General features: G+C 40.4%; 21 protein-coding genes and 2 tRNA genes. 19 read left to right on the plus strand and 4 right to left on the minus strand.

Annotated features, from left to right (window positions below):
• Window positions 1-2: 2 nt before the first annotated feature.
• Window positions 3-365 (minus strand): hypothetical protein, encoded by a 363-nt coding sequence (locus tag AACZ87_RS12325; protein ID WP_339867552.1) that lies wholly within the window; start codon window positions 363-365, stop codon window positions 3-5.
• A gap of 376 nt (window positions 366-741) precedes the next feature.
• Between AACZ87_RS12325 and AACZ87_RS12330 the strand changes: the two genes are divergently transcribed.
• Genes AACZ87_RS12330 through AACZ87_RS12355 form a run of 6 tightly spaced genes read left to right on the plus strand, consistent with a single transcriptional unit; the run spans window position 742 to window position 4,308 of the window.
• Window positions 742-1,434: a phosphoribosyltransferase family protein gene (locus AACZ87_RS12330; protein WP_339867553.1), complete on the plus strand. Its 693-nt coding sequence runs from the start codon at window positions 742-744 to the stop codon at window positions 1,432-1,434.
• 5 nt (window positions 1,435-1,439) lie between these two features.
• A complete protein-coding gene (locus AACZ87_RS12335) occupies window positions 1,440-1,973 on the plus strand; it encodes a YfiT family bacillithiol transferase (RefSeq protein WP_339867554.1) in 534 nt (177 codons plus the stop codon).
• Window positions 1,974-2,027: 54 nt separating this feature from the next.
• Window positions 2,028-2,786, plus strand: coding sequence for an SDR family oxidoreductase (locus AACZ87_RS12340; protein ID WP_339867555.1), 759 nt, complete (start codon window positions 2,028-2,030; stop codon window positions 2,784-2,786).
• A 27-nt stretch (window positions 2,787-2,813) separates the two neighbouring features.
• Complete coding sequence (locus tag AACZ87_RS12345; RefSeq protein ID WP_339867557.1) at window positions 2,814-3,407, plus strand: hypothetical protein; 594 nt, start codon at window positions 2,814-2,816, stop codon at window positions 3,405-3,407.
• A 4-nt stretch (window positions 3,408-3,411) separates the two neighbouring features.
• Window positions 3,412-3,867 (plus strand): PaaI family thioesterase, encoded by a 456-nt coding sequence (locus AACZ87_RS12350; protein WP_339867559.1) that lies wholly within the window; start codon window positions 3,412-3,414, stop codon window positions 3,865-3,867.
• Window positions 3,868-3,894: 27 nt separating this feature from the next.
• Entirely contained in the window at window positions 3,895-4,308 is a 414-nt protein-coding gene (locus AACZ87_RS12355) for a hypothetical protein (protein ID WP_339867560.1), read from the plus strand.
• Here AACZ87_RS12355 and AACZ87_RS12360 read toward each other — a convergent pair.
• Window positions 4,305-4,838 carry an RNA methyltransferase gene (locus AACZ87_RS12360; protein WP_339867562.1) on the minus strand — a complete coding sequence of 178 codons (534 nt, stop codon included), beginning with the start codon at window positions 4,836-4,838 and terminating at the stop codon, window positions 4,305-4,307. The two genes, AACZ87_RS12355 and AACZ87_RS12360, sit on opposite strands and share 4 nt — an antisense overlap.
• An 89-nt stretch (window positions 4,839-4,927) precedes the next feature.
• Between AACZ87_RS12360 and mutS the strand changes: the two genes are divergently transcribed.
• The 5 genes from mutS to AACZ87_RS12385 all read left to right on the plus strand — a co-directional run bounded on the left by mutS (window position 4,928) and on the right by AACZ87_RS12385 (window position 9,854).
• Window positions 4,928-7,534 (plus strand): DNA mismatch repair protein MutS, encoded by a 2,607-nt coding sequence (gene mutS, locus AACZ87_RS12365; protein WP_339867564.1) that lies wholly within the window; start codon window positions 4,928-4,930, stop codon window positions 7,532-7,534.
• Window positions 7,535-7,584: 50 nt separating this feature from the next.
• Entirely contained in the window at window positions 7,585-8,382 is a 798-nt protein-coding gene (locus tag AACZ87_RS12370) for a helix-turn-helix transcriptional regulator (RefSeq protein ID WP_339867566.1), read from the plus strand.
• A gap of 139 nt (window positions 8,383-8,521) precedes the next feature.
• Window positions 8,522-8,594, plus strand: a tRNA-Gly gene (locus AACZ87_RS12375).
• Window positions 8,595-8,698: 104 nt separating this feature from the next.
• A tRNA-Leu gene (locus AACZ87_RS12380) sits at window positions 8,699-8,782 on the plus strand.
• A 205-nt stretch (window positions 8,783-8,987) separates the two neighbouring features.
• Complete coding sequence (locus tag AACZ87_RS12385; RefSeq protein ID WP_339867568.1) at window positions 8,988-9,854, plus strand: mechanosensitive ion channel family protein; 867 nt, start codon at window positions 8,988-8,990, stop codon at window positions 9,852-9,854.
• On the opposite strand, the gene AACZ87_RS12390 is transcribed toward AACZ87_RS12385, so the two are convergent.
• Window positions 9,849-10,316 carry a nucleoside triphosphate pyrophosphohydrolase family protein gene (locus AACZ87_RS12390; RefSeq protein WP_339867570.1) on the minus strand — a complete coding sequence of 156 codons (468 nt, stop codon included), beginning with the start codon at window positions 10,314-10,316 and terminating at the stop codon, window positions 9,849-9,851. The two genes, AACZ87_RS12385 and AACZ87_RS12390, sit on opposite strands and share 6 nt — an antisense overlap.
• Before the next feature lie 229 nt (window positions 10,317-10,545).
• Between AACZ87_RS12390 and dapF the strand changes: the two genes are divergently transcribed.
• The 7 genes from dapF (at window position 10,546) to AACZ87_RS12425 (ending at window position 19,971) form a co-directional block, all read left to right on the plus strand.
• Window positions 10,546-11,319, plus strand: a complete 774-nt coding sequence (gene dapF, locus AACZ87_RS12395; protein WP_339867571.1) for a diaminopimelate epimerase — start codon at window positions 10,546-10,548, stop codon at window positions 11,317-11,319.
• 100 nt (window positions 11,320-11,419) lie between these two features.
• Window positions 11,420-14,800, plus strand: coding sequence for a preprotein translocase subunit SecA (gene secA / locus AACZ87_RS12400; RefSeq protein ID WP_339867572.1), 3,381 nt, complete (start codon window positions 11,420-11,422; stop codon window positions 14,798-14,800).
• A gap of 7 nt (window positions 14,801-14,807) precedes the next feature.
• Window positions 14,808-15,353, plus strand: a complete 546-nt coding sequence (locus AACZ87_RS12405; protein WP_339867574.1) for a hypothetical protein — start codon at window positions 14,808-14,810, stop codon at window positions 15,351-15,353.
• The gene (locus AACZ87_RS12410) at window positions 15,334-16,524 is read left to right on the plus strand and encodes a M20 family metallopeptidase (RefSeq protein ID WP_339867575.1); all 1,191 of its coding nucleotides are present in this window, start codon (window positions 15,334-15,336) and stop codon (window positions 16,522-16,524) included. Before AACZ87_RS12405 ends, AACZ87_RS12410 begins: the two co-directional genes overlap by 20 nt.
• A gap of 62 nt (window positions 16,525-16,586) precedes the next feature.
• Entirely contained in the window at window positions 16,587-17,354 is a 768-nt protein-coding gene (locus tag AACZ87_RS12415) for a S1/P1 nuclease (protein ID WP_339867576.1), read from the plus strand.
• An 86-nt stretch (window positions 17,355-17,440) separates the two neighbouring features.
• On the plus strand, window positions 17,441-19,297 hold the full coding sequence (locus tag AACZ87_RS12420) for a tetratricopeptide repeat protein (RefSeq protein ID WP_339867578.1): 1,857 nt from the start codon (window positions 17,441-17,443) through the stop codon (window positions 19,295-19,297).
• Window positions 19,298-19,320: 23 nt separating this feature from the next.
• The gene (locus tag AACZ87_RS12425) at window positions 19,321-19,971 is read left to right on the plus strand and encodes a response regulator transcription factor (protein ID WP_339867580.1); all 651 of its coding nucleotides are present in this window, start codon (window positions 19,321-19,323) and stop codon (window positions 19,969-19,971) included.
• A 60-nt stretch (window positions 19,972-20,031) separates the two neighbouring features.
• Here the strand turns inward: AACZ87_RS12425 and ruvB are convergent, their stop codons facing one another.
• Window positions 20,032-21,066 carry a Holliday junction branch migration DNA helicase RuvB gene (ruvB, locus tag AACZ87_RS12430; protein ID WP_339867582.1) on the minus strand — a complete coding sequence of 345 codons (1,035 nt, stop codon included), beginning with the start codon at window positions 21,064-21,066 and terminating at the stop codon, window positions 20,032-20,034.
• A 122-nt stretch (window positions 21,067-21,188) separates the two neighbouring features.
• On the opposite strand from ruvB, the gene AACZ87_RS12435 reads away from it, so the two are divergent.
• Entirely contained in the window at window positions 21,189-22,259 is a 1,071-nt protein-coding gene (locus tag AACZ87_RS12435; RefSeq protein ID WP_339867583.1) for an FAD:protein FMN transferase, read from the plus strand.
• Window positions 22,260-22,322 lie beyond the last annotated feature (63 nt).

The following is a 22,322-nucleotide window of genomic DNA, read 5'->3' on the forward strand; positions in this document are numbered from 1 at the left end:
ATTTATTCTATTACTATTTCGTACTCTTTTTCAAAATATTCCAATACTTGAATTTTTAAAAGCTTTTCCTGATCCAACAAATCAAAATGAGGAAGGTCTTTAATCAATTTCCAATGTGGCCATCCATCTTGGTCAACATAATCAAGTTCATAAAAGCCGTCATAACTCAGCACCTTACATACTGCAATATGCATCAGGTCCTGCTTCTGCTCTTTACTGAATATTTTATTTCCTTGTCCAAGTTCTTGAACACCAATAAGAAAGAGTACGCCATTTAAGTCCGCAGGTTTTTTACCTATTGTTTCTTTCAGGCCTTCTAATAGTTTTGACCAACGTTTTTCTAACTCTAAATCTCGCTTAAACATTTTAAACTACTGAATATCAATTATTTATATACTTATCTACTCTTTTTTAAGAGAGAATTTTTGGTATTCGCTTTATTTATTTAACAAATAGAAATGTTGTATGTAGCATTGCTTTCCCATTTATGATTGGCTACATCTCATCAGATCTTGAACAGGCTTAGTAAATTATTTCATTTAACTGTTTAGCCTTTTTAGAATCAAGACTAAATATACGTTTCATTCCTTTATTCTATTTCCTCCAAAATTTAACGTTAACCAGATTGCGGAACTCATTGAATTCCTTTACGAGATTCATTAACTTAACTGTTTAGGAAAGAATTAAGTAGCAAATATACCACTATTTGCCCTTGGCAGATAGGAACAAGCCTTTTTCACAATGCGTTTATTTTTTGTAAAAGATTTTGTGGATTTAGTTTTTCCGCGCAACTGTCTAATGTGTGGGGGGACTCTTTATGACTCTGAAAAAAATCTCTGCATCGTATGTAAGGGTTCTCTGCCTATCACAAGTTATCATTTGAGGCCTATTGATAATGATTTATGCGATAAAGTAAAAGGGTTGAGTGCAGTCGGGATGGTGATGGCCTTCTTGAAATTTACAAAAGGCGGAAATAGCCAGAAGCTTTTGCACCAGCTTAAATATCGAAATAAGCCTCAATTGGGTCAAGAATTGGGGTTAATGTATGGCAAGATTCTAAATGAGAATGGATTTGATAGATCTTGGGACCTGATTGTACCAGTTCCATTGCATCCCTTGAAACAAAGCCGTAGAGGATATAATCAAAGTGAAAAATTTGGGTTTGGTCTTTCAGAAGCCTTAGCTGTTAAGCTTGAAAGTTCCTTAGTCCGTGGAAAGTTTACGGAGACGCAAACGCAAAAATCTCGACTTGAACGAATGTATAATGTGGACGATGTTTTTCAAGTCGCACCCTATTCTACAATTACAAACAAATCCATTCTTTTGGTTGATGATGTGATGACGACTGGTGCTACATTGTGTGCGTGTGCCAATGTGCTTTTGGCGAATGGAGCAAAAAATGTAGATTTGGTTACCATCGCAGCAGGAGGTTAATTACTATGATTGATATCGAATTATTAAAGTACCCTATAGGCAAATTTCAGAAACCAGAACTGATTTTAGATCAAAATTTAGAGGAGGCAATTACATACTTAGGAATGTTTCCTCAGTATCTGGAGGAAACCGTACAGAGTTTTTCTGAAGAACAGTTAAGCACGCCATATCGTCCGGGTGGCTGGACTGTAATGCAATTGATTCATCACCTGTCCGATAGTCATATGAATGCGCTAATTCGCTTTAAATTGGCGCTAACGGAAGTTAATCCAACTATTAAGCCTTACGATGAGGCAGCATGGGCCCAATTAGAAGATTACTCGCTTCCGATGTCAGAGTCACTCACGCTTATCAGAGGATTACATTTGAAATGGGCAATTGTACTTAAATCTATGCAAGTTCAGGATTTTGAGAAAACGTATTTCCATCCAGAATCACAATCTTCAGTTCCTCTTTCCGAAGTTACGCTTATGTATCAGTGGCATTCACAGCACCATTTAGCACATATTCAGCATTTGATGATTCGTGAAAAGTGGTAACAAACCTGATTTTACAAGCACCCATAAGAAGCATTTTGCCTAGTAATTTCTAACATGAATATTTCTCTCAAAAATCAACGAATTCTTGTCACTGGAGCATCCAGAGGTATTGGTAGAGCTATCGCAAAACAACTTTCAGAATCCGGAGCTGAAGTGATTATTCATTGTAATAGGAATGCTAGTGAAGCAGAAAAGCTTAAAGGTGAGTTATCCAACCTATGTTATATTGAACTATGCGATCTTTCAGATATTGAGCAAGTCATTGGCTTTATCCCAAAATTGATTGAAAAATATGGAGAGATCTCGGGATTGGTAAATAATGCGGGAATCTCCCGCTCCGCTCCGGATAATTTGCCTACTGAGGATTGGGTCAAAGTTTGGCAAGAAACTATTCAGGTTAATACAACTGCGCTAGGTATTCTTTGTAAAGAATTTGTAGATCACGCTCTGAAAAATCAAAATGGTAGAATAGTAAATATTTCATCGAGAGCAGCTTTTCGTGGTGATACAACAGACTATATAGCTTACGCAGCCTCCAAGGGCGCTATTGTAAGTTTGACAAGATCAATCGCCAGACATTATGGAAAGCAAGGAATCAAAGCGTTTCTTATCGCACCAGGATTCACTCGAACGGATATGGCAAGTGAAATTTTAGCTGAATATGGTGAAGGTTTCGCCTTAAATGACATTGCTTTACCCGAACTTACAAGGCCAGAAGATATTGCACCCATGGTGACACTTCTTTGTTCTGGTCTTGCCGACCATGCTACAGGAGCCAGCATCGATATCAATGCTGGTTCTTATGTACATTAGTTATGTAGTCCCTAAAGCGAAAATCCAATGCCCCAGCGGCAAAAACCCAACGAAATATTTACCCCAGAATTAGTCAAGATTCTAAAGATTTTTGGGTTGATCTCTATTGGTTTGGTGCTGTTACTTTCCTTTTTCAATTCCAAGAGAGCAAATAATTCTGGAGATGATCTCACATTTCGAATGACCTCTTCCAGTCGTTTATATTTCTTTAATGTACGCGCACTCAACTATGACAGAGAGAGTCGATTAGATGCTGGAATGGTCCTTTTTCGTCATGGGAAAAGAGAAATTTCTGATTCTCAACCCACCTTGGATTTGGTAATAATTCTTAATAGCCAAAAAGATGAGGCGTATCTTTATCTAGAACCTGTTAACACAGATTGGCCTCTGCAAATCCGTAGCTTCAAGGCAGGAAAAGAGAAAGTGTTTCAGTTTCAAAATAGTAATAATTCTGATTTTCTAATGTATGTGAGAGATCTCGAGCCCTGGATAGCTGATGATGCCGAATTTGAACTTAAGAAAGACTCGAATTGGATTTCTATCTGGTCAAAACCAAAAGAAAAGAAAGCCTTAAAAACTACATTGGAAGACTTTTTTAGATTGATAAATGAAGGAGAATAATTCTATGAAAAGACAGAACCCAAGCTTAGATATGTTCAAAAAATTAATTGGGCATAAACTCGATAAAATGCCTTCAAAGGCAGGTAATTGGCTTGCTGGAACGTTGATTGAAGTTGATAAGGATCATATCAAAGTTTCCTATACAGTCACTCCAGAAATGTGCAATCCCGCTCAAATTTTACATGGTGGAGTTGCCTCGCTTATGATAGACGATGTGATAGGAATGGGAAATTTTGCTGCTGGTTCAGAGTATTTGATGACCAGTATTAATTTAAATGTAGATTTTTTGTCGGCAGCTCAAATCGGAGAGAAATTGGAAGTTACCGCAAAATTAGTTCGTTCAGGAGCTAACCTAAATCATTGGGAAGCCGTAATCACTAAAGACTCAGGTAAGCTTGTGGCTAAAGCCAGCTCAAATATGATTAAAACTCATGTGAAGCTAAGTGAACTCGGGTTTTAATCTTTTACACAACTTAATTTCACACAAATGAAAAAAATCTTACTGGTAACTTTCTTTGGCCTTTTTTCTCTCTCTGCTTTTTCACAAACTACTATCACTTTTCATCAAAGTAACCTGCCTTTCCTAGGGGTTAATTACCAATTTGGAGAGCGTTTTATTCCAGAATTCCGACTTGGTACCGATACATCCTTAGAAGATATTTCTGCAGAATTGGCAGCCAATTATATTTTCAAAAAGACAGATCGATTTGAATTTTATGGCGGAGCAGGATTAAGAGTGGGATATTTTGACGGAATTGTGGTTCCTGTAGGATTGAATATTTATCCATTTGAGCAAAAAGACTTTGGGTTTCATATAGAAGGAGCCCCAGTTTTAGTTTTCGAGGGAAACTCAATATTCCGAGGTTCTTTTGGTATTCGATATCGTTTTATCAAAAACTAAAACTGCTCCATTTTCACCATCAAATCCCAAACTGCTATTCCTAGAGAAACAGAAATATTCAAGGAGTGCTTGGTGCCCAATTGTGGGATTTCCAAGACTGCATCACAGGCATTGAGCACTTCTTCTTCTACCCCAAAAACCTCATTTCCGAATACCAATGCATATTTTTTGCCTTTTTCAGGAGCAAAATCATTCAGTTTCACTGAGCGATCTACTTGTTCTAGAGCACATATTTGATAGCCTTCAGCTTTCAGTTTTTCCATAGCCAACATGGTATTCAGGCAATATTCCCATTCCACAGATTCAGTTGCACCAAGGGCAGTCTTCTGAATATCACGATGAGGTGGAGTGCCCGTTATTCCGCAGAGGTAAATTTTTTCTACACCAAAAGCATCTCCTGTACGGAAAGCAGAACCCACGTTATTTAAGCTGCGAACATTGTCCAAAACGAGCACAATAGGCGATTTATCCATTTCTTTAAACTCCTCGACAGATACTCTTTCGAGTTCTTCCATGCTTAATTTTTTCATGCTTTTTTGTTCTGCTTTATGAATGGCTTATTTTCGACTTTATTCCCAGAGTGAATTTTCGAAATTACGTACAAAAGTAAGCATACCCCATGAGTAAGTCTAAAGACGGCAAAGAAACGCCTTTAATGAAGCAGTACAATGCAATCAAAGCCAAGCATCCTGGCGCGTTATTGCTGTTTCGGGTTGGGGATTTTTATGAGACTTTCGGTGAAGATGCCGTTCGTGCCAGCAAAATTCTGGATATCGTGTTGACCAAAAGAGCTAACGGTTCCGCATCTCATATTGAGCTTGCTGGTTTTCCGCATCATTCTTTGGATACTTATCTGCCGAAATTAGTCCGTGCTGGAAATCGTGTCGCTATCTGTGATCAGCTCGAAGATCCAAAGTCGGTAAAAGGCATAGTAAAACGCGGTGTAACTGAGCTAGTAACCCCCGGGCTTTCCTTCAATGACCAGGTTTTAGACACTAAGAAAAACAATTACCTCGCTTCAATTTCTTTTGGAAAAGACAAGCATGGAATCGCATTTCTAGACCTTTCTACTGGGGAATTTATGTGTGCGGAAGGCTCAGCTTCTTATCTCGAAAAACTGATCCAAAGCTTTGCGCCAGCAGAAATTATATTTTCCAAAGCTGCTAAAAAAGTTGCTATAGAGCTATTGAAGAATGATTTCATCACATTTCACTGTGAGGATTGGGTGTATCAATATGACTTCACTTATGAAAAACTAAAGACGCATTTTGGAACTGCAAATCTTAAAGGGTTTGGGGTTGAAGAGCTGGAAATGGGGATTGTGGCAGCGGGTGCGATTTTGTATTATTTGGAAGAAACTGAGCACAAGGAGATTCAGCATATTTCTTCGATTTCAAGAATAGCAGAGGAAAAATATGTCTGGCTGGACAAATTCACCATTCGAAACCTTGAACTGGTTTTTCCTCAGCACGAAGGCGGAGTTCCTTTGATCAATATCCTGGATCAGACGGTGACGCCTATGGGCTCTAGAATGATGAAAAAATGGATGGTCCTTCCTCTAAAGGAGAAATCAGCCATAGAAGAGCGTCAGAATGTAGTCGATTTTTTCTACCAAAATTCTGTTCTGATTGAAGAAATGGTCGATCCGCTGAAGCATATCGGCGATTTGGAGCGATTGATCTCTAAGGTAGTTGTAGGTCGTGCAAATCCCCGTGAGATCAATCAGATCAAACGTGCGCTGACCAACATTCTGCCGATCAAAGAGCTACTAAAGAACCAAAAGAACCCAACCTTAAAAAGGCTTTCTGATCAGCTACATCCTTGCGAGTTTTTATTGGAAAAGATTGATACAGAGCTCAAGGAAGACGCGCCTATGCTCACTCATCAAGGTGGAATAATCAATGACGGTGTAGATCCGGAACTGGATGAATATCGCGGATTAGCGAATACAGGGAAGGATTTTTTGGTGCAAATTCAGCAGCGGGAAGTTCAGAAAACCGGAATTACCTCACTGAAAATCGCTTTCAACAAGGTATTTGGATATTATCTGGAAGTGAGTAATTCACATAAAGACAAAGTTCCTGCGGAGTGGATTCGTAAGCAAACGCTGGTGAATGCGGAGCGATACATCACTCCAGAATTGAAAGAATACGAGGACAAGATCCTGAATGCAGAAGATAAGATGATTGCGATTGAGCAGCGATTTTTCTTGGCATTGGTACAAGAGACCGCTCAATATGTAACGCAAATTCAACAGAATGCCAGAGTTCTCGGCACATTGGATGTATTACTTTCTTTTGCCCAAGTTGCTCTTTCCAACGGCTATGCGAGACCGAAAATATCGGATACGGAAACGCTGGAAATCAAAGATGGTCGTCATCCAGTAATTGAAAAACAGCTGCCTCCAGGCGAAAATTACGTTCCGAACGACATTTACCTGGATCATGATTCCCAGCAGATCATGATTATTACCGGACCCAATATGGCTGGTAAGTCCGCGTTGCTGCGTCAAACTGCTTTGACAGTACTGATGGCTCAGATGGGCAGCTTTGTGCCAGCATCCTTTGCGAGGATCGGCATTATAGACAAAGTTTTCACCCGTGTTGGCGCTTCGGATAATCTCTCTAAAGGCGAATCTACCTTCATGGTGGAGATGACTGAGACGGCCAGTATTCTGAATAATCTATCAGATCGAAGTCTGGTTCTGATGGATGAAATCGGAAGGGGAACATCAACTTACGATGGGATTTCCATTGCTTGGTCTATCGTGGAGTACTTGCACAATCATCCAACATTCCGGGCAAAAACACTTTTTGCAACGCATTACCATGAGTTGAATCAATTGGCCTCTGACTTCCCCAAAATCAAGAATTTCAATGTCTCGGTGAAGGAAGTTGGAAACAAGGTGATTTTCATGCGTAAACTGAAACAAGGAGGTAGCGAGCACAGCTTTGGTATCCATGTGGCTCAAATGGCAGGTATGCCTAATCCCATAGTGTTGAGGGCGGCTGAGATTATGTCGCACTTGGAGAAGGACAAGGCTGTGGCAGAGCAAAAGGAAAATATTAAATCCATTCCTAAAAATAATTATCAGCTAAGCATGTTCGAGATGGACCCAAAGATGAAGGAAGCAAAAGAGCTGATTGAGGGAATAGATATCAATGCGATTTCGCCAATTGAAGCACTTTTAAAATTGCATGAGATCAAAAAGAAAATTGAAACATAGGAAACTCAGATTCGTGTGTTAACTTAGTTTTATGGTGAAAGTTATTTTTTATGGATAAAGTATTGCTCAAAGATTTGCGGAAGCAAAATAAATACACCCAATTTTTTCAAGAGTGGAAGGAGCAGGAATTTCAAGATCATCCCGAAGAACAAAAGAAAATGGATGAACTTGAACAGCTGAGCCAGAACATAGGAATGCGGGAGGGACTGACTATTGCCTGTTTTGACTATAGAAAGCTTGGCTTGGCATTTTATACAGGTAATGTAGAAGAATTGACAGGTTATCCAGCGTCAATGTTTCGGGAAAAAGGAATGGAAACCACTTTCAATATGACTTATCCTGAGGAAAGGGCTGAGATTGTTAGGTTTCAAAAAATTGTATTCGACAGTTTCCATCAACTTACCTTAAAGGAGAAGCATACGTTTGAATTTTCATATACCACACGTTGGGTTAATCGGAAGACGAATAAGATTAGTTGGGTTCTAGGGAAGGTCAAGCCTTATTTGATTGATTCTGGGGGTAATTTTGCGATGGATCTGCATATTATCATGCAGCTGCATACTCCGCCTAAAACTGCAGGCTATGATTGGAATTACTCCTATCAAAAAGAAGATGGAACACGAATATTTGTAAGTAAAAACTCTCCAAATAGTAGAGAAGTATCTCTGACTAAAAAAGAAAGAGAAATCGTAAAAGTCATTTTGGAAGGGAAAGAATCTAAAGATATCGCTGAGCATTTCAATATTTCTGTGAACACAGTTGCTACGCACCGAAAGAACATCCTGAAAAAGCTAAAAGCTAGGAATGTGGGAGAAATAGTTAAAATTTTATCCATGTATCCGTTTTGATATTGAACTGAAAATCAATGACAAGAGGTGTTAAATGAAGGAATACTAAAAAAAATTACTTCGGAATGCTTGTGATATTCTCTTTCACTCTTACCTTTGCATCCACAATTCAACTGGATCACGTTCCAGTTAACACAACGCGAGAGTAGCTCAGCTGGTAGAGCACGACCTTGCCAAGGTCGGGGTCGCGAGTTCGAATCTCGTCTCCCGCTCAAAAAGCCCTTGATTCAAGGGCTTTCTTGTTTCACGACGAAGGTACTTGGTCCCAACTAAGTAAATGTCGGAAGGACAAAATCTATATTTAACTATAGATTAAGCCGGGATGGTGGAATAGGTAGACACGCAAGACTTAAAATCTTGTGGCCGTAAGGCCGTGCGGGTTCGATTCCCGCTCCTGGTACATAAGCCTCACAGAAATGTGGGGCTTTTTGTGTTTATAGGATTTGTTTCATTAAAAGCTGGGGCTTCAGAACAGTCTAATTGGCCTCCGAGCTTGTTTGGGATTACGCAATTATCTACTTCAGAACACTTATACATTTTAAGATTGATATAATTGAATTGTAATAATTTAACCTACTACGGCCATTTTTTGTATTTTGAGAGCTATGAATGAATTAGAATTTTTGTCAACAGACTGGCCTATAGTAAAGCACTGGCTGATCATTGGAGGTATAGCATTAGCCACTTTTTTATTGTTTCTTTTTCTCGCTAGAAAGTCACGGACACTTTTAAGTAGAAGATTGGTAAAGCGTATGGATGATGATCTGTTGGCAAATTTCCTCGCTGGGATTTTTGGCTCTATTGTGATTCTGATTGGCTTGCTGGTCGTCTTTAGGATTATAGGGTTGACAGGTGTCATCTCAGGAATGTTAGCAGGTGCTGGGATTTCTGCCTTTATCATAGGTTTTGCATTAAAAGATATTGGAGAAAATTTCTTGGCAGGAATTATTCTGGCTTTCAAAAGACCATTTCGGGTAGGTGATATCGTTGATATTAGTGGGATGCGTGGCCAAGTTCTCACATTAAACCTTCGTGATACGCAGATCAAAACTGGTGATGGAAAAGATGTCTTTATTCCAAATGGAATTATCCTCAAAAATCCACTGATCAACTTTACTATTGATGGATTTTTGCGCTATGATTTTATAGTTGGATTAGATTATGGGTCGGATTATTATGCCGCTATTGAAGTGATCAAGTCTGCAATCGTAGAGGTGCCTGGGGTGTTGGATAGTTCCAAATTACCATCAGTGTGGGTAACCGAGATGGCAGAAAGTACACTGAATATTCAGGTAACTTTTTGGGTTAACACATTTGATCGAGCGATATCTGACGCAATAGTTAAAAGTAGCGCAATTTTGATGGTGCTGACTGCATTAGAAAAGGCCGGCTTTAATATGCCGGCCCGAATAGTTGAGTTGAAGAATTATCAAGGCAAGGAATTGAAAACTTACGCCTCAGATACTTTATGAGTTAATGATTCCACCTAGGTCTGCAGGAGAATAAGCCACTGATTTCAGCGTTTTTCTATCACCTTCTCTGAATACCAAAAACAAGTCGCCTTCTTTTTCATAGAAGCATTCTGTGCCTTTTGCGTTATAGTGCGCCACAGTTGCTTTGGCTTCGTCTTCTGTTTTACAGGCTTTACTCATGTTAGAGCGCTGCACTTCATCGAAGAGCGTTTTGAATTTTTCACCCAATCCAAACTCCAAAATCGCCCCAGAAAGCACGTATTGTAAATCACATAGTGCATCGGCCACTTCTACTAAGTCATTATTTGCGATAGCTTCTTCCAATTCTTTAAGCTCCTCAGCCAAAAGAGCTACACGCAAATCACATCGTACTTTCTCAGGGATAATTGGAGAATGTAAAACAGGATGCTTGAAGGTTTCGTGAAATAAAGCGACTGAGGTAAGTGATTTAGGATCTTGCATTTTATGTATTATTGAAAGGTTGAAATAACTAAAAAAGGCCCGGATTTCAGGTCTTTTGCTTAAGGAATTCTAAAGAAGTTCGGTGTATAGAGAAGCAACATTGACCAATTTCTTATCAATTTTAAATTGAGAATCAGACAATAAGTCTGTTTTTGTGACAAGATGTTTAAGTTTGTGGTCAGACAATGGCTTGGATGGGTTTTTGTCCCGTAGTACACAATAATTCTCCATGGAAATCTCATTTTACAAATATCAAGGTACCGGCAATGACTTCGTCATGATCGATGATCGTGACCAGAAGTTTGACGATTCGGATTTAAAACTAGTCTCAAGCCTTTGCGATAGAAAGTTTGGTATAGGTGCTGATGGGTTGATTTTGATTCGAAATCATCCAGATTATGATTTTGAGATGATCTATTTCAATGCCGATGGGAGCCAAAGCATGTGTGGCAATGGTGCGAGATGCGCGGTTGCTTTTTCTGCGTTCCTCGGCATTTTGGATGAGGAGACGAGCTTTCTAGCTATAGACGGTTCTCATGAAGCTATTCTGAAAGATGGATTGGTGCAGCTCCTGATGGGAGGTGTAGCTGGGATAGATGAAAAGGGGGCTGATTCCTTTGTCAATACTGGCTCTCCACATCATGTTCGATTTGTGGAGGATGTTCAGAATTATCCCATTTTCGCAGAAGGAAAAAAAGTGCGCTACGATGAGATGTATGCTCCGGCGGGGACTAATGTTAATTTTGTGGAGAAATTAAATGAAGACGAAATCTTCGTTCGCACCTATGAAAGAGGCGTTGAAGATGAGACACTTTCCTGTGGAACTGGAGTGACAGCAGCAGCTATTGCCTTGGGCAGAGACAAGCCTACTGCTGAAATCAAGATCAAAACCCTTGGTGGTCAATTAGCTGTAAAATTTAAAGCTTCCGAAAACGGGGGGTTTAAAGAAGTCTGGCTAATTGGTCCTGCAGAGCAGGTTTTTGCTGGAAAAATAAATGTTTAGCCAGCTAATGGAGATCTTCTCCGATGGACTGGTTTTATTATCAATTATAACAAAAAGGGCTTAATTTTGAGGCCCTAAAAGAGAATAACAATAAGCTAGCATGTTAGATATTATAGCAAAAGGACTTGCAAAAGTATTTGGAACCAAGTCCGACAGAGATATAAAGGAGCTTCTTCCGATCGTAGAAAAGATCAAAGAGGTATATTCTGGATTGAAGAATCTGAGCGACGATCAATTGAGGGGGAAAACTCAGGAGATTAAGGCTGAAATCGACGAACATCTTAAGGAATTCGATGATAAAATTATTGCCATCAGAGCGAAGGTAGAAGAGTTGCCAGCTAAGGCTATCCATGAAAAGGATCAGCTTTTCAATCAGATAGATCAAATAGAAAAAGATCGAAATGAGGCTCTGGAAGTTGTTTTGGAAAAGGTCTTGCCGCAGGCTTTCGCAGTAGTGAAAGAGACAGCAAGACGTTTTAAAGAGAATGGAAAGTTAGTTGTAAAAGCTTCTGACCGCGATCGTGAGCTTTCTGCATCCAAGCAGAATGTAGAAATCCAAGGCGATGAGGCGATTTGGCATAACAAATGGATGGCCGCAGGAACGGAAGTCGTATGGGACATGGTTCACTACGATGTACAGCTTATCGGTGGTATGGTGCTTCACAAAGGGAAGATTGCTGAGATGGCGACTGGTGAAGGTAAAACGTTGGTTTCTACCCTACCTGCTTATCTCAATGCACTTGCCGGACGTGGTGTTCACATCGTGACGGTAAATGATTACCTGGCAAAGCGTGATTCCGAATGGAATGCGCCACTTTTTGAATTCCACGGATTGACGGTGGATTGTATAGATAAATTCACTCCGAATTCAGCTGGTCGTAAAAAGGCATATAAATCAGATATCGTTTATGGTACCAATAACGAATTTGGATTTGACTACCTGAGAGATAATATGGCTCGTGAAGCGGGTGATTTGGTACAAGGCAAACATCACTTTGCGATGATTGATGAGGTCGATTCAGTGTTGATTGATGATGCAAGAACGCCATTGATCATCTCTGGACCAGTTCCAAAAGGCGATGTGCATGAGTTTGACGACATGAAGCCTAGAGTTTCTACGTTGGTAGACGAGCAACGTAAGTTGGTTCAAGGATTTTTGAGCTCAGCCAAGAGACTGCTTGCTGATGGCAATGATAAAGAAGGAGGATTGGCCTTATTCCGTGCATTCCGTGGAATGCCTAAGTATAAGCCATTAATCAAATACCTTTCTGAGCCAGGGATTAGAGTGATTCTTCAGAAGACTGAGAATTATTACCTGCAGGATAATAAGCGCCAAATGCCAGAGGCAGATGAGCCGCTTTTGTTTACTATAGATGAAAAAACTAACGTAGTCGATTTGACCGATCGTGGTATCGAGACGATGACTACCAAAAATGAAAATACGGAGTTCTTCATCCTTCCTGATATCGGGATTGTAATTGCAGAACTGGAAAAAGAAGAGGGCGTTTCCGATACTGAAAAGCTTGTCCGCAAAGAAGAAGCGATCAAAGATTACAGCGTAAAAGCTCAACGTATTCACACTGTAAATCAATTGCTCAAAGCATATTGCATGTTTGAGAAGGATACTGAGTACATCTTGGTAGATGGCAAAGTGAAAATCGTTGATGAGCAGACAGGTCGTGTGATGGAAGGGCGTCGTTATTCTGATGGACTCCACCAAGCTATCGAAGCTAAGGAGAATGTGAAAGTGGAAGACGCTACGCAGACTTACGCTACAATCACCCTGCAGAACTACTTCAGAATGTACCATAAGCTGGCCGGTATGACGGGTACGGCAGAAACAGAGGCAGGAGAATTCTGGGAAATCTACAAATTGGATGTGGTAGTAATACCGACTAATAAACCTATTGTCCGAGCTGACCGCGAAGATAAAGTTTACAAGACTGTGCGAGAAAAATTCAACGCAGTCGGTGACGAAATCAATGAGCTAGTAGCAGCAGGAAGACCAGTTTTGGTGGGTACTACTTCGGTAGAAATTTCCGAGGTACTCAGCCGAATGCTGACGTTGAAGAAAATCCCTCATCAGGTATTGAATGCGAAGCAACATGCTAGAGAAGCAGATGTGGTTGCCATTGCTGGTCAAGCTGGTACAGTAACTATTGCAACTAACATGGCTGGGCGAGGTACAGATATTAAGCTTTCTCCAGAAGCAAAAAAAGCGGGAGGTCTGGCGATTATCGGTACTGAACGCCACGAGTCTCGTCGTGTCGATAGACAGCTTCGTGGTAGATCTGGACGTCAGGGAGATGTGGGTTCATCCCAATTCTTTGTGTCTTTGGAAGATAGTTTGATGCGTCTTTTTGGTTCGGATCGTATTGCGAAGTTGATGGATAGAATGGGCCTTGAAGAAGGAGAAGTGATTCAGCATAGCATGATTTCTAAATCTATCGAACGTGCGCAGCGCAAGGTGGAGGAAAATAACTTTGGTACAAGAAAGAGACTACTTGAGTATGATGATGTGATGAACTCGCAGCGTGAGGTGGTCTATAAGAGAAGAAGAAATGCGCTGAAAGGCGAAAGATTAGAGCTGGATATTTTGAACATACTCTATGATGTCTGTGAAGGCTTGGTAGATATGGGCAAAACAAATTCTGATCCGGAGGATTTCAGAATGAATGTATTCACTACGCTAGGTATAGATTACAATGTTTCTGAAAATGACCTCAAATCCAAAGACGCCGGTCAGTTGACACAGGAGCTTTATACTATTGCTTTTGAAAGCTATCAAAAGAAAAGTGAAGTGATGATGAATACAGCACTTCCGATTTTCAAGCGAGTGCAGGAAGAAAGAGGAGCTACTGTGAAAGATATCATGGTGCCGATTTCTGACGGAATCAAGCAGATCGGAGTAGTAGTGAATCTTGAATCTACTGTGGATACAGAAGGAAGAGAATTGGTAAGAGCGATCGAGAAAAATGTTTCCCTTGCCATCATTGACCAAAACTGGAAAGAGCATTTGAGAGATATGGATGACTTGAAGCAGTCGGTACAAAATGCCGTTTATGAGCAAAAAGATCCGCTATTGATCTACAAGTTCGAGGCATTTGAGATGTTCAAGCGTTTTATCGGCAAATTGAATGAGGATATGACTTCTTTCTTGACTCGAGCTGATTTGCCAAAGCAAGATCCTAATCAAGTACATGCTGCTGCTCCACAGCGAGTGGCTGAAGCTGAAGTCCAAGCATCCAAAGAAGATGCTGGAAGTACGTTAAATCCTGGTGCAAACCGTGCAGCAGTGGCAGCATCGAATGCTGGTAGACCAGCTCCACAGGTAGTTGCTCCTAGAAAATCTGATAAAGCTTACGGAAGAAATGATAAAGTTTCTGTTCAATACACGAATGGAACCACCAAATCTGATGTGAAATATAAAAGTGTGGAACAGGATGTGCAGGAAGGAAAGTGTGTAATCATAGACAATTAAGCAAAGCATGAGAATTTTCTGGATTTTAGGATTGGTATTGATATTGGCGAGCTGCAAAACGACCCGGAATACTTCAAGTTCTGCATCAAACTACGCGAGCTACCAGGAAAATTTAACTTCTTCCCTTCCTGTTTATCCAGATTACCGTGCTCAGATGGGTGTAAGTTCATCTCTTGAATCTAATGAGTCTACCGAGGCCATTGATGGACAATTAGATCAAGTTCAAGCTAGCTTAGTTAGTAAGAATAAATCTGAACCTTATTTTAGCGGATTTTCAGTTTTGGTTTATTCAGGAGTAGATCGTCAAAAAGCCTTCAAAACGCGTGATGATTTGGCTATGAATTTCCCTGACCTTACACCTGAAATGCAATACCAGCAGCCAAGGTATCTTGTTAAAGTTGGAAAGTATATTCATAAAATTGAGGCTCAAAAGAGCTTCGCAGAAGTAAAAACACAATTCCCAACAGCGAGAATAATTCAAGATCGCTTTCAGCGTGAAGAATTCAAGACGCTAAACGAACTCAATCAAGAAGATGTTGAAGGACAAAATTAAATCTCTGGCTAAGGCCTACAAAGAAGAAGTAATTGCAAATCGTCGTCATCTTCATGCAAATCCCGAACTCTCTTTTCAAGAGTACAATACGTCAAAATTTGTAAAGGAAAAGCTCCAGGAAATAGGAATTACTACGATAGAATCCAAAGCGGATACTGGCTGGGCAGCTTTGATTGAAGGTAAAAACCCAAGTAAGCGAGTAATAGCTCTTCGAGCAGATATGGATGCTTTGCCGATCATTGAGGCAAATGACGTTTCCTATATATCTAAGAACCCAGGCGTAATGCATGCCTGTGGTCACGATGCGCACACTGCATCTTTATTGGGCGCTGCCAAAATTCTTAATGAAGTCAAAGGCGACTTTGAAGGAACAATAAAACTTATTTTTCAACCTGGAGAAGAAGTAGCTCCTGGAGGTGCATCATTAATGATCGCTGATAAAGTACTTGAGAATCCACGTCCAAATGGAATTATTGGACAGCACGTGATGCCTTTTATCGAAGTTGGTAAAGTAGGTTTCCGTCCTGGAATCTACATGGCAAGTGCTGATGAAATCTATGTTACGGTGAAAGGTAAAGGTGGTCATGCGGCAATGCCTGAGACCTTGATAGATCCAGTTTTGATCGCTTCCCATATGATTGTTGCGTTGCAGCAAGTGGTAAGTAGAGCTGCAAGCCCTAAGATACCATCTGTGCTTTCTTTCGGTAGAGTGGAGGCATTGGGAGCGACGAATGTGATTCCGAATGAAGTGAAGATTCAAGGTACTTTCCGCACACTAGATGAAGAGTGGCGAGCTAAAGCTCATGAGAAAATGCTATCAATTGCTCACGGTATTGTAGAGGGTATGGGTGGAGAAGTAGATTTTGAGATTAAGAAAGGGTATCCATTTTTGAAAAATGATCCTGAACTGACTCATAGATCACATCAGGCGGCAATAGCTTACCTAGGTGAGGAAAATGTACTTGACCTGGATATTTGGATGGCGGCTGAAGATTTTGCTTTCTATTCACAGGAAGTAGAAGGTTGCTTTTACAGATTGGGAACAAGAAATGAGTCCAAAGGAATTACTTCCGGTGTACACACCCCTACATTTGATATTGACGAGGATGCGCTGGAGATAGGAGCAGGATTGATGGCATTTTTGGCTGTATCCGAACTCGAAAAAGCATAATCTTACAATAACCTTCATTACTCTTTATTGAAGTATCTTCGCCTTTCTCATCCTAGACGAAAATGAAAAAATTCCTTGCTACCACAATTTTTGTTTTACTTATAGCTACGCAAAGCTTTGCCTGGGGGCAATTAGGCCATTATCTGATTGGCTATATGGCGGAGAAGCAGTTGAAGAAATCTGTTCGGAAGAAAGTTGAGAAAGTCCTTTACCCAATGTCTATAGGAAGAAGCGGAACTTGGATGGATGAAATCAAGTCTGATCATGCTTTCGATTATGCATATTCTTGGCACTACATGACCAGTATCGCTGGGGAATATGATGAATCCATCCAGGAGAAAGGCGGGAATGTATATGCCGAAATCAATCGTATTAAAATAGAACTGAAGGCTGGAAATCTTGATCCTCAGAAAGAAGCGGAATTGCTCAAAATGCTGATCCACATGGTAGAGGATATTCATCAGCCACTTCATGTAGGCACGGGAGAAGATAAAGGTGGAAACGATGTGAAAGTTGATTATTTCGGAAAACCTACGAATCTCCATGCAGTTTGGGATTCCAGTATAATTGAAGGATGGAATATGAATTATACCGAAATCGGTGATGAACTTTCTAGACGGATTAATAAGGATTTGATAGCTGGATATGGCGCAGGTGGGATGAATACCTGGCTTGCAGAGGCAGTTTCTTTAAGACCGATGGTTTACAACCTTCCAGAAAGTAAGAAGCTTTCCTATAATTATGGATACGAAACCAGAGATACAATCGAAGAGAGATTAATTGCTGCAAGCATACGATTGGCGAAGATTTTAGAAGAAATCTACGGGTAAGCATAAAAAATATTTCTATAAATGCCGTTGGACCTTTGTCGACCAACGGCATTTTTTTGTATTTTACCAGTCATAAACGCTGATAAATGCAAAGACTTTACGCCCTAAGTCTCATATTTATACTAATTTGTTCGACGGCTTTTCCTCAGGATCTTAGGAATCGGCTTGGTAGGACTTATTCCAATCCGGACTCTGTCGATATTATTTTTGAACTCGAAAAGAAGAATTTACATTCGGCGAACGACAGTGGAATCTACTATTTTTTTGTAGCAGAAAAGTATAATCGAGCTTTTGAGAACACACTTGCACATGAGACGTTTTTGAAAGCTGCTTCACTTCTAGACCCCAAAGAAAGTAATGATTTGATCAGCTTGTGTTACATCCGACTGAATCGTTTGGAAGCGAATTCAGGCAACTGGGATCAAGCTCTTTTTTATTCTCAAAAAGGACTGGAAAACGCTACCATAGGATTGGATAGCAATTATATGGGTTATGCCCTGTTGGATATTTCTGTGGTCTATCATGACATGGAGGATTATGCCAAAGGAGTGGAGTATGGAAAGAAAGCCCATGAATTGCTTACACATTTTACTAAAGCGAATCCAACTTTTGTGGCCTTTTCCTTAAATGCGATAGGGATAAATTTTGACGATTGGGGCAAACCGGATTCTGCACTTTATTATCACTATAAGATCTTCGATAACATAGATAAATTAGACAGTTCCAGGATTACGTTTACCTTCAATAATATAGGCAACACACTCCTCAAACAGGAAAAATACAATGAAGCTGAATCCTGGATAAAGACAGCTGTAAACCTAAATCGGAAAGATCAGGATCAGTATAGTTTGGCAGCTAATTATACCAATTTGGCTACAATTGCCTACAAACTTCGCGACTTCTCGAAAGCAGAGATAATGATGGATTCTGCTTACAAATATGTGGAGGAAAGTCAATCTACGGAGAAAATGCGCGATTATCTGGAAGAGCAATATCGCTTTCACAAAGCTAAGGGAGAGCTTAATGCCGCAATGGATTACTTGGAGCAATATTCCACGCTAAAGGATTCTATATTTAAAGATGAGCGGGTGAAAATGCTGGGCGAACTGGAGGCAAAGTATCAGGTTCAGACCAAAGAAAGAGAGCTTGCCGAATCACGTGCTGCGTTAGTGGAAAATGAGTTGCTGGTCAAAAACAGGAACAATCAGATTTTACTACTTGCGGTATTTTTATTGATTATTCTAGGCGTTGCTTTCTTTATTTATTATCGTCAAAAAACCAAAAATAGGCACCTGGAGCAAGAAGCCAAGTTGCAGCAAATCTATGCCGAGCAAGAAACTCAAAAGCAACTTCATGAGCAGCGAAATAGGATTTCCTCAGACCTTCATGACAATATCGGAGCTCAGTTGACTTTCATCGTTTCTTCCTTGGATAACCTTAAATTCTTTGAGTTAAGCAAGGAGAAAATGGCAAGTAAAATCGATCAGATTTCAGCCTTTACAGTGGAGACGGTTAATGAGCTCCGTGATACTATCTGGGCGATGAATAAGGATAATATCAGCTTGGGTGATTTACAGGCTAGATTAGCAGGTTTGATTGCAAAAGCAAAGTCTGCCTGTCCTCAAATCAATTTTGAGCTGGAAATTCCTGATGACTTAGAAATGGACTTGTTACTCAATTCTATGGAAGGAGTGAATTACTATCGCGTGGCTCAGGAAGCTTTGAATAATGCTATCAAGCACTCTGGAGCAAGTCAAATTAAAATTGTTTTTTCTAAGCATAATGAGCAAATCCGTGTTTGCATCGAAGATAACGGCAAAGGCATACATCAAGCAGGGATTGGAAATGGCCTAGGTAATATGCGCAATCGTGCTGAGCGAATAGGGAGAGAATTGAAAATTGATTCGGAGCTTGGTCAGGGCACACAAGTTTGTATCTTTTAGGTGCTTTTTAAAACCTATTATCAATGTCAATAAAAATAGCTATCGCCGAAGACAACAGTTTTCTGCTCAAAACCATCTTAGAAAAACTTTCATTTTTTGAAAATATTGAAGTGAAGTTCTCTGCTTATAACGGCTTGGAGCTGTTGGAGAAATTGGAGAAAGACTCAAATGTTCACTTGATTCTGATGGATATAGAAATGCCAAAGATGAATGGAATTGAGACCGTCGCGCAGATTTCTCAAAAATACCCACAGATCAAAACCATCATGTTGACGGTGTTTGATGACGATGAGTATATTTTCAAAGCGATACAAGCAGGAGCAAATGGCTATTTCTTAAAGGAGGTGGATCCGAAAACGTTAATGCAGGGAATCATAGATACCTTAGAAGGAGGAGCAGCAATGACTCCATCAGTAGCAATGAAGGCTTTAAAACTCCTCCGCAATCCACCGGATTTTTCAGAACCGGTGGAGGATATCAAGCTTACTGCGCGGGAAATCGAGATCTTGGAGCAGACATCAAAAGGTTTGAATTACAATCAGATCGGCGAAAATTTGTTTATCTCTCCGAAAACTGTCCGAAAGCACACGGAGAATATCTACCAGAAATTGCAGGTTCACAGCAAGCTCGAAGCAGTGCAGAAGGCGGTGAAAAATCGGATTATTGAAGGATGATTTGAATGTAGAATTGAAAATGGAGCCATAGTTCATTTCTCCATTTTCAATTTTAAATTTTTACATCCCTTCAAACAACCCGCCTATTCCCTGAGCTGGTTTAATCTTCAAGTGCTTATAAGCCAATTCAGTTGCCATTCTACCACGGGCGGTTCTTTTCAAATAGCCTTCTTGGATCAAAAAAGGCTCATACACTTCCTCAATAGTTTCCGCTTCCTCACTACATGCCGTAGCGATCGTGCTTAGTCCAACTGGCCCGCCTTTGAATTTTTCGATAATAGTCAGCAAAATTCGGTTGTCCATTTCGTCCAAGCCATTTACATCTACATCCAGTGCATCCAAGGCGATTTTAGAAATCTCAAGTGTAATAGTACCGTTGCCTTTTACTTCTGCAAAATCACGTGTTCTGCGAAGAAGCATATTCGCAATTCTGGGTGTTCCCCTACTCCTTCTTGCTATTTCATATGCTGCGATTTCATCAATTGGTGTATTCAAAATACCTGCTGAGCGCATCACGATATCTGTCAATAATTTCGCATCGTAATATTCCAATCGGGAGTTGATCCCAAATCGCGCACGAAGTGGAGAAGTCAGCAATCCAGAGCGAGTAGTCGCTCCAATCAGCGTAAATGGACTTAGAGAGATCTGTACCGAACGGGCGTTCGGACCAGAATCCAGCATGATATCGATCCGGAAATCCTCCATCGCAGAATACAGATATTCTTCCACAATTGGGTTTAGCCGGTGAATTTCATCTATGAATAGCACATCACCTTCATCCAGATTGGTAAGTAAACCTGCCAAATCAGAGGGTTTATCAAGTACTGGTCCCGAGGTGATTTTTAAGCCAGCATTCAGCTCATTTGCGATAATGTGACTCAGCGTTGTTTTGCCCAAGCCAGGAGGGCCATGTAGAAGTACATGATCCAAAGGCTCATTTCTGTTTTTTGCCGCCAGTACAAACACCCGTAAATTCTCTACGATCTTGAACTGCCCCGTAAAATCCTCAAAGCTTAAGGGTCTTAATGCTTTCTCGAAATCCTTGTCTTTTGGGCTTAGACTTTCGTCATCGCCACTTAAATAATCTTCTCTCATAGTTTGTCCGTACGCACACAAATATAGAAAAATACGAACGCCTTCTTCTCCCTTTTTGAATTGCTAGCTTTCCTGCGAAACCAAAAAATAAGCCTTAAATTTGCCCTCAAATTCATAAGCTCATGCGCCCTAACACCCGTAAAAACATCATTTATTCCATTGTTCTCCTAGTAGCTATTATGCTGGTTTACTCTTGGCGCAATCGTGACAAGACCGAGACAGAATTAACGGAAACTACAGTTACGGTTGCTGGGAAAATGACTCTTTCGGGTAAAACCATGGGGACAACTTATAACATCACCTATCTGGATGAGGAAAGCCGCGATTTACAAAATTCTATCGATTCACTTCTGGTGGTTTTCAATCAAAGCCTTTCTACTTACATCCCAGACTCCGAACTAAGCCAGTTTAATCAAGGAGACACGCTGGATTTTAACTTGCCCTATTTACTTCCGGTATTGCAGCAGTCTAAGGTTGTTTTCGACAACACAGATGGCGCCTTTGATCCGACTGTAGGGCCTCTTGTGAACATCTGGGGTTTTGGCCCAAGCGGACCAGAACTTAAGGACAGCGTGGATATTAAAAATTTGCTGGCGACAGTTGGCTTTTCTAAAATCGAGTTTGATCAGAAGCAGCTTCGCAAAAAAGTGTCAGGTATTTACCTGGATTTTTCTGCTATCGCAAAAGGCTATGGGTCCGATGTAGTTGCTGAGTTTTTGAAAAATAAAGGAGTATCAAATTACCTGGTGGAAATCGGAGGCGAGCTTGTGGCTAACGGGACAAACGAAAAAGGTGAGCTTTGGAAAGTCGGTGTCAATCGCCCAGAGGAATCCGCCAATGCCTCAGATTTGATTAGTATCATCGCTTTGCAAGATCGTGGAATGGCTACTTCGGGAAACTATAGAAATTACTATGTGCGTGATTCTGTAAAAATCTCACATACCATCAATCCTGCCACAGGTTATCCTGTTAATCATACTTTGCTAAGTGCGACTGTTTTGGCGGATAATTGTATGACCGCAGATGCCTATGCTACGGCAATGATGGTGATGGGAAAAGACAAAGCCATCGCCTTGGATTCTGCACTTAGTGAAATAGAAGTATTCTTGATTTACGATGATGGGCAAGGAGGATTTAAGACTTTTGCAAGTGAAAGCTTGAAGCCATTCTTGTCTTTTGTACAGGAAAATTAATTTTAAATGCAACATTATTGAATTTTATTACCTTTGCCTGAGTTATCACTTTCTCCTTTTCAA

This window comes from uncultured Algoriphagus sp., from assembly GCF_963974365.1.
Classification (GTDB): domain Bacteria; phylum Bacteroidota; class Bacteroidia; order Cytophagales; family Cyclobacteriaceae; genus Algoriphagus.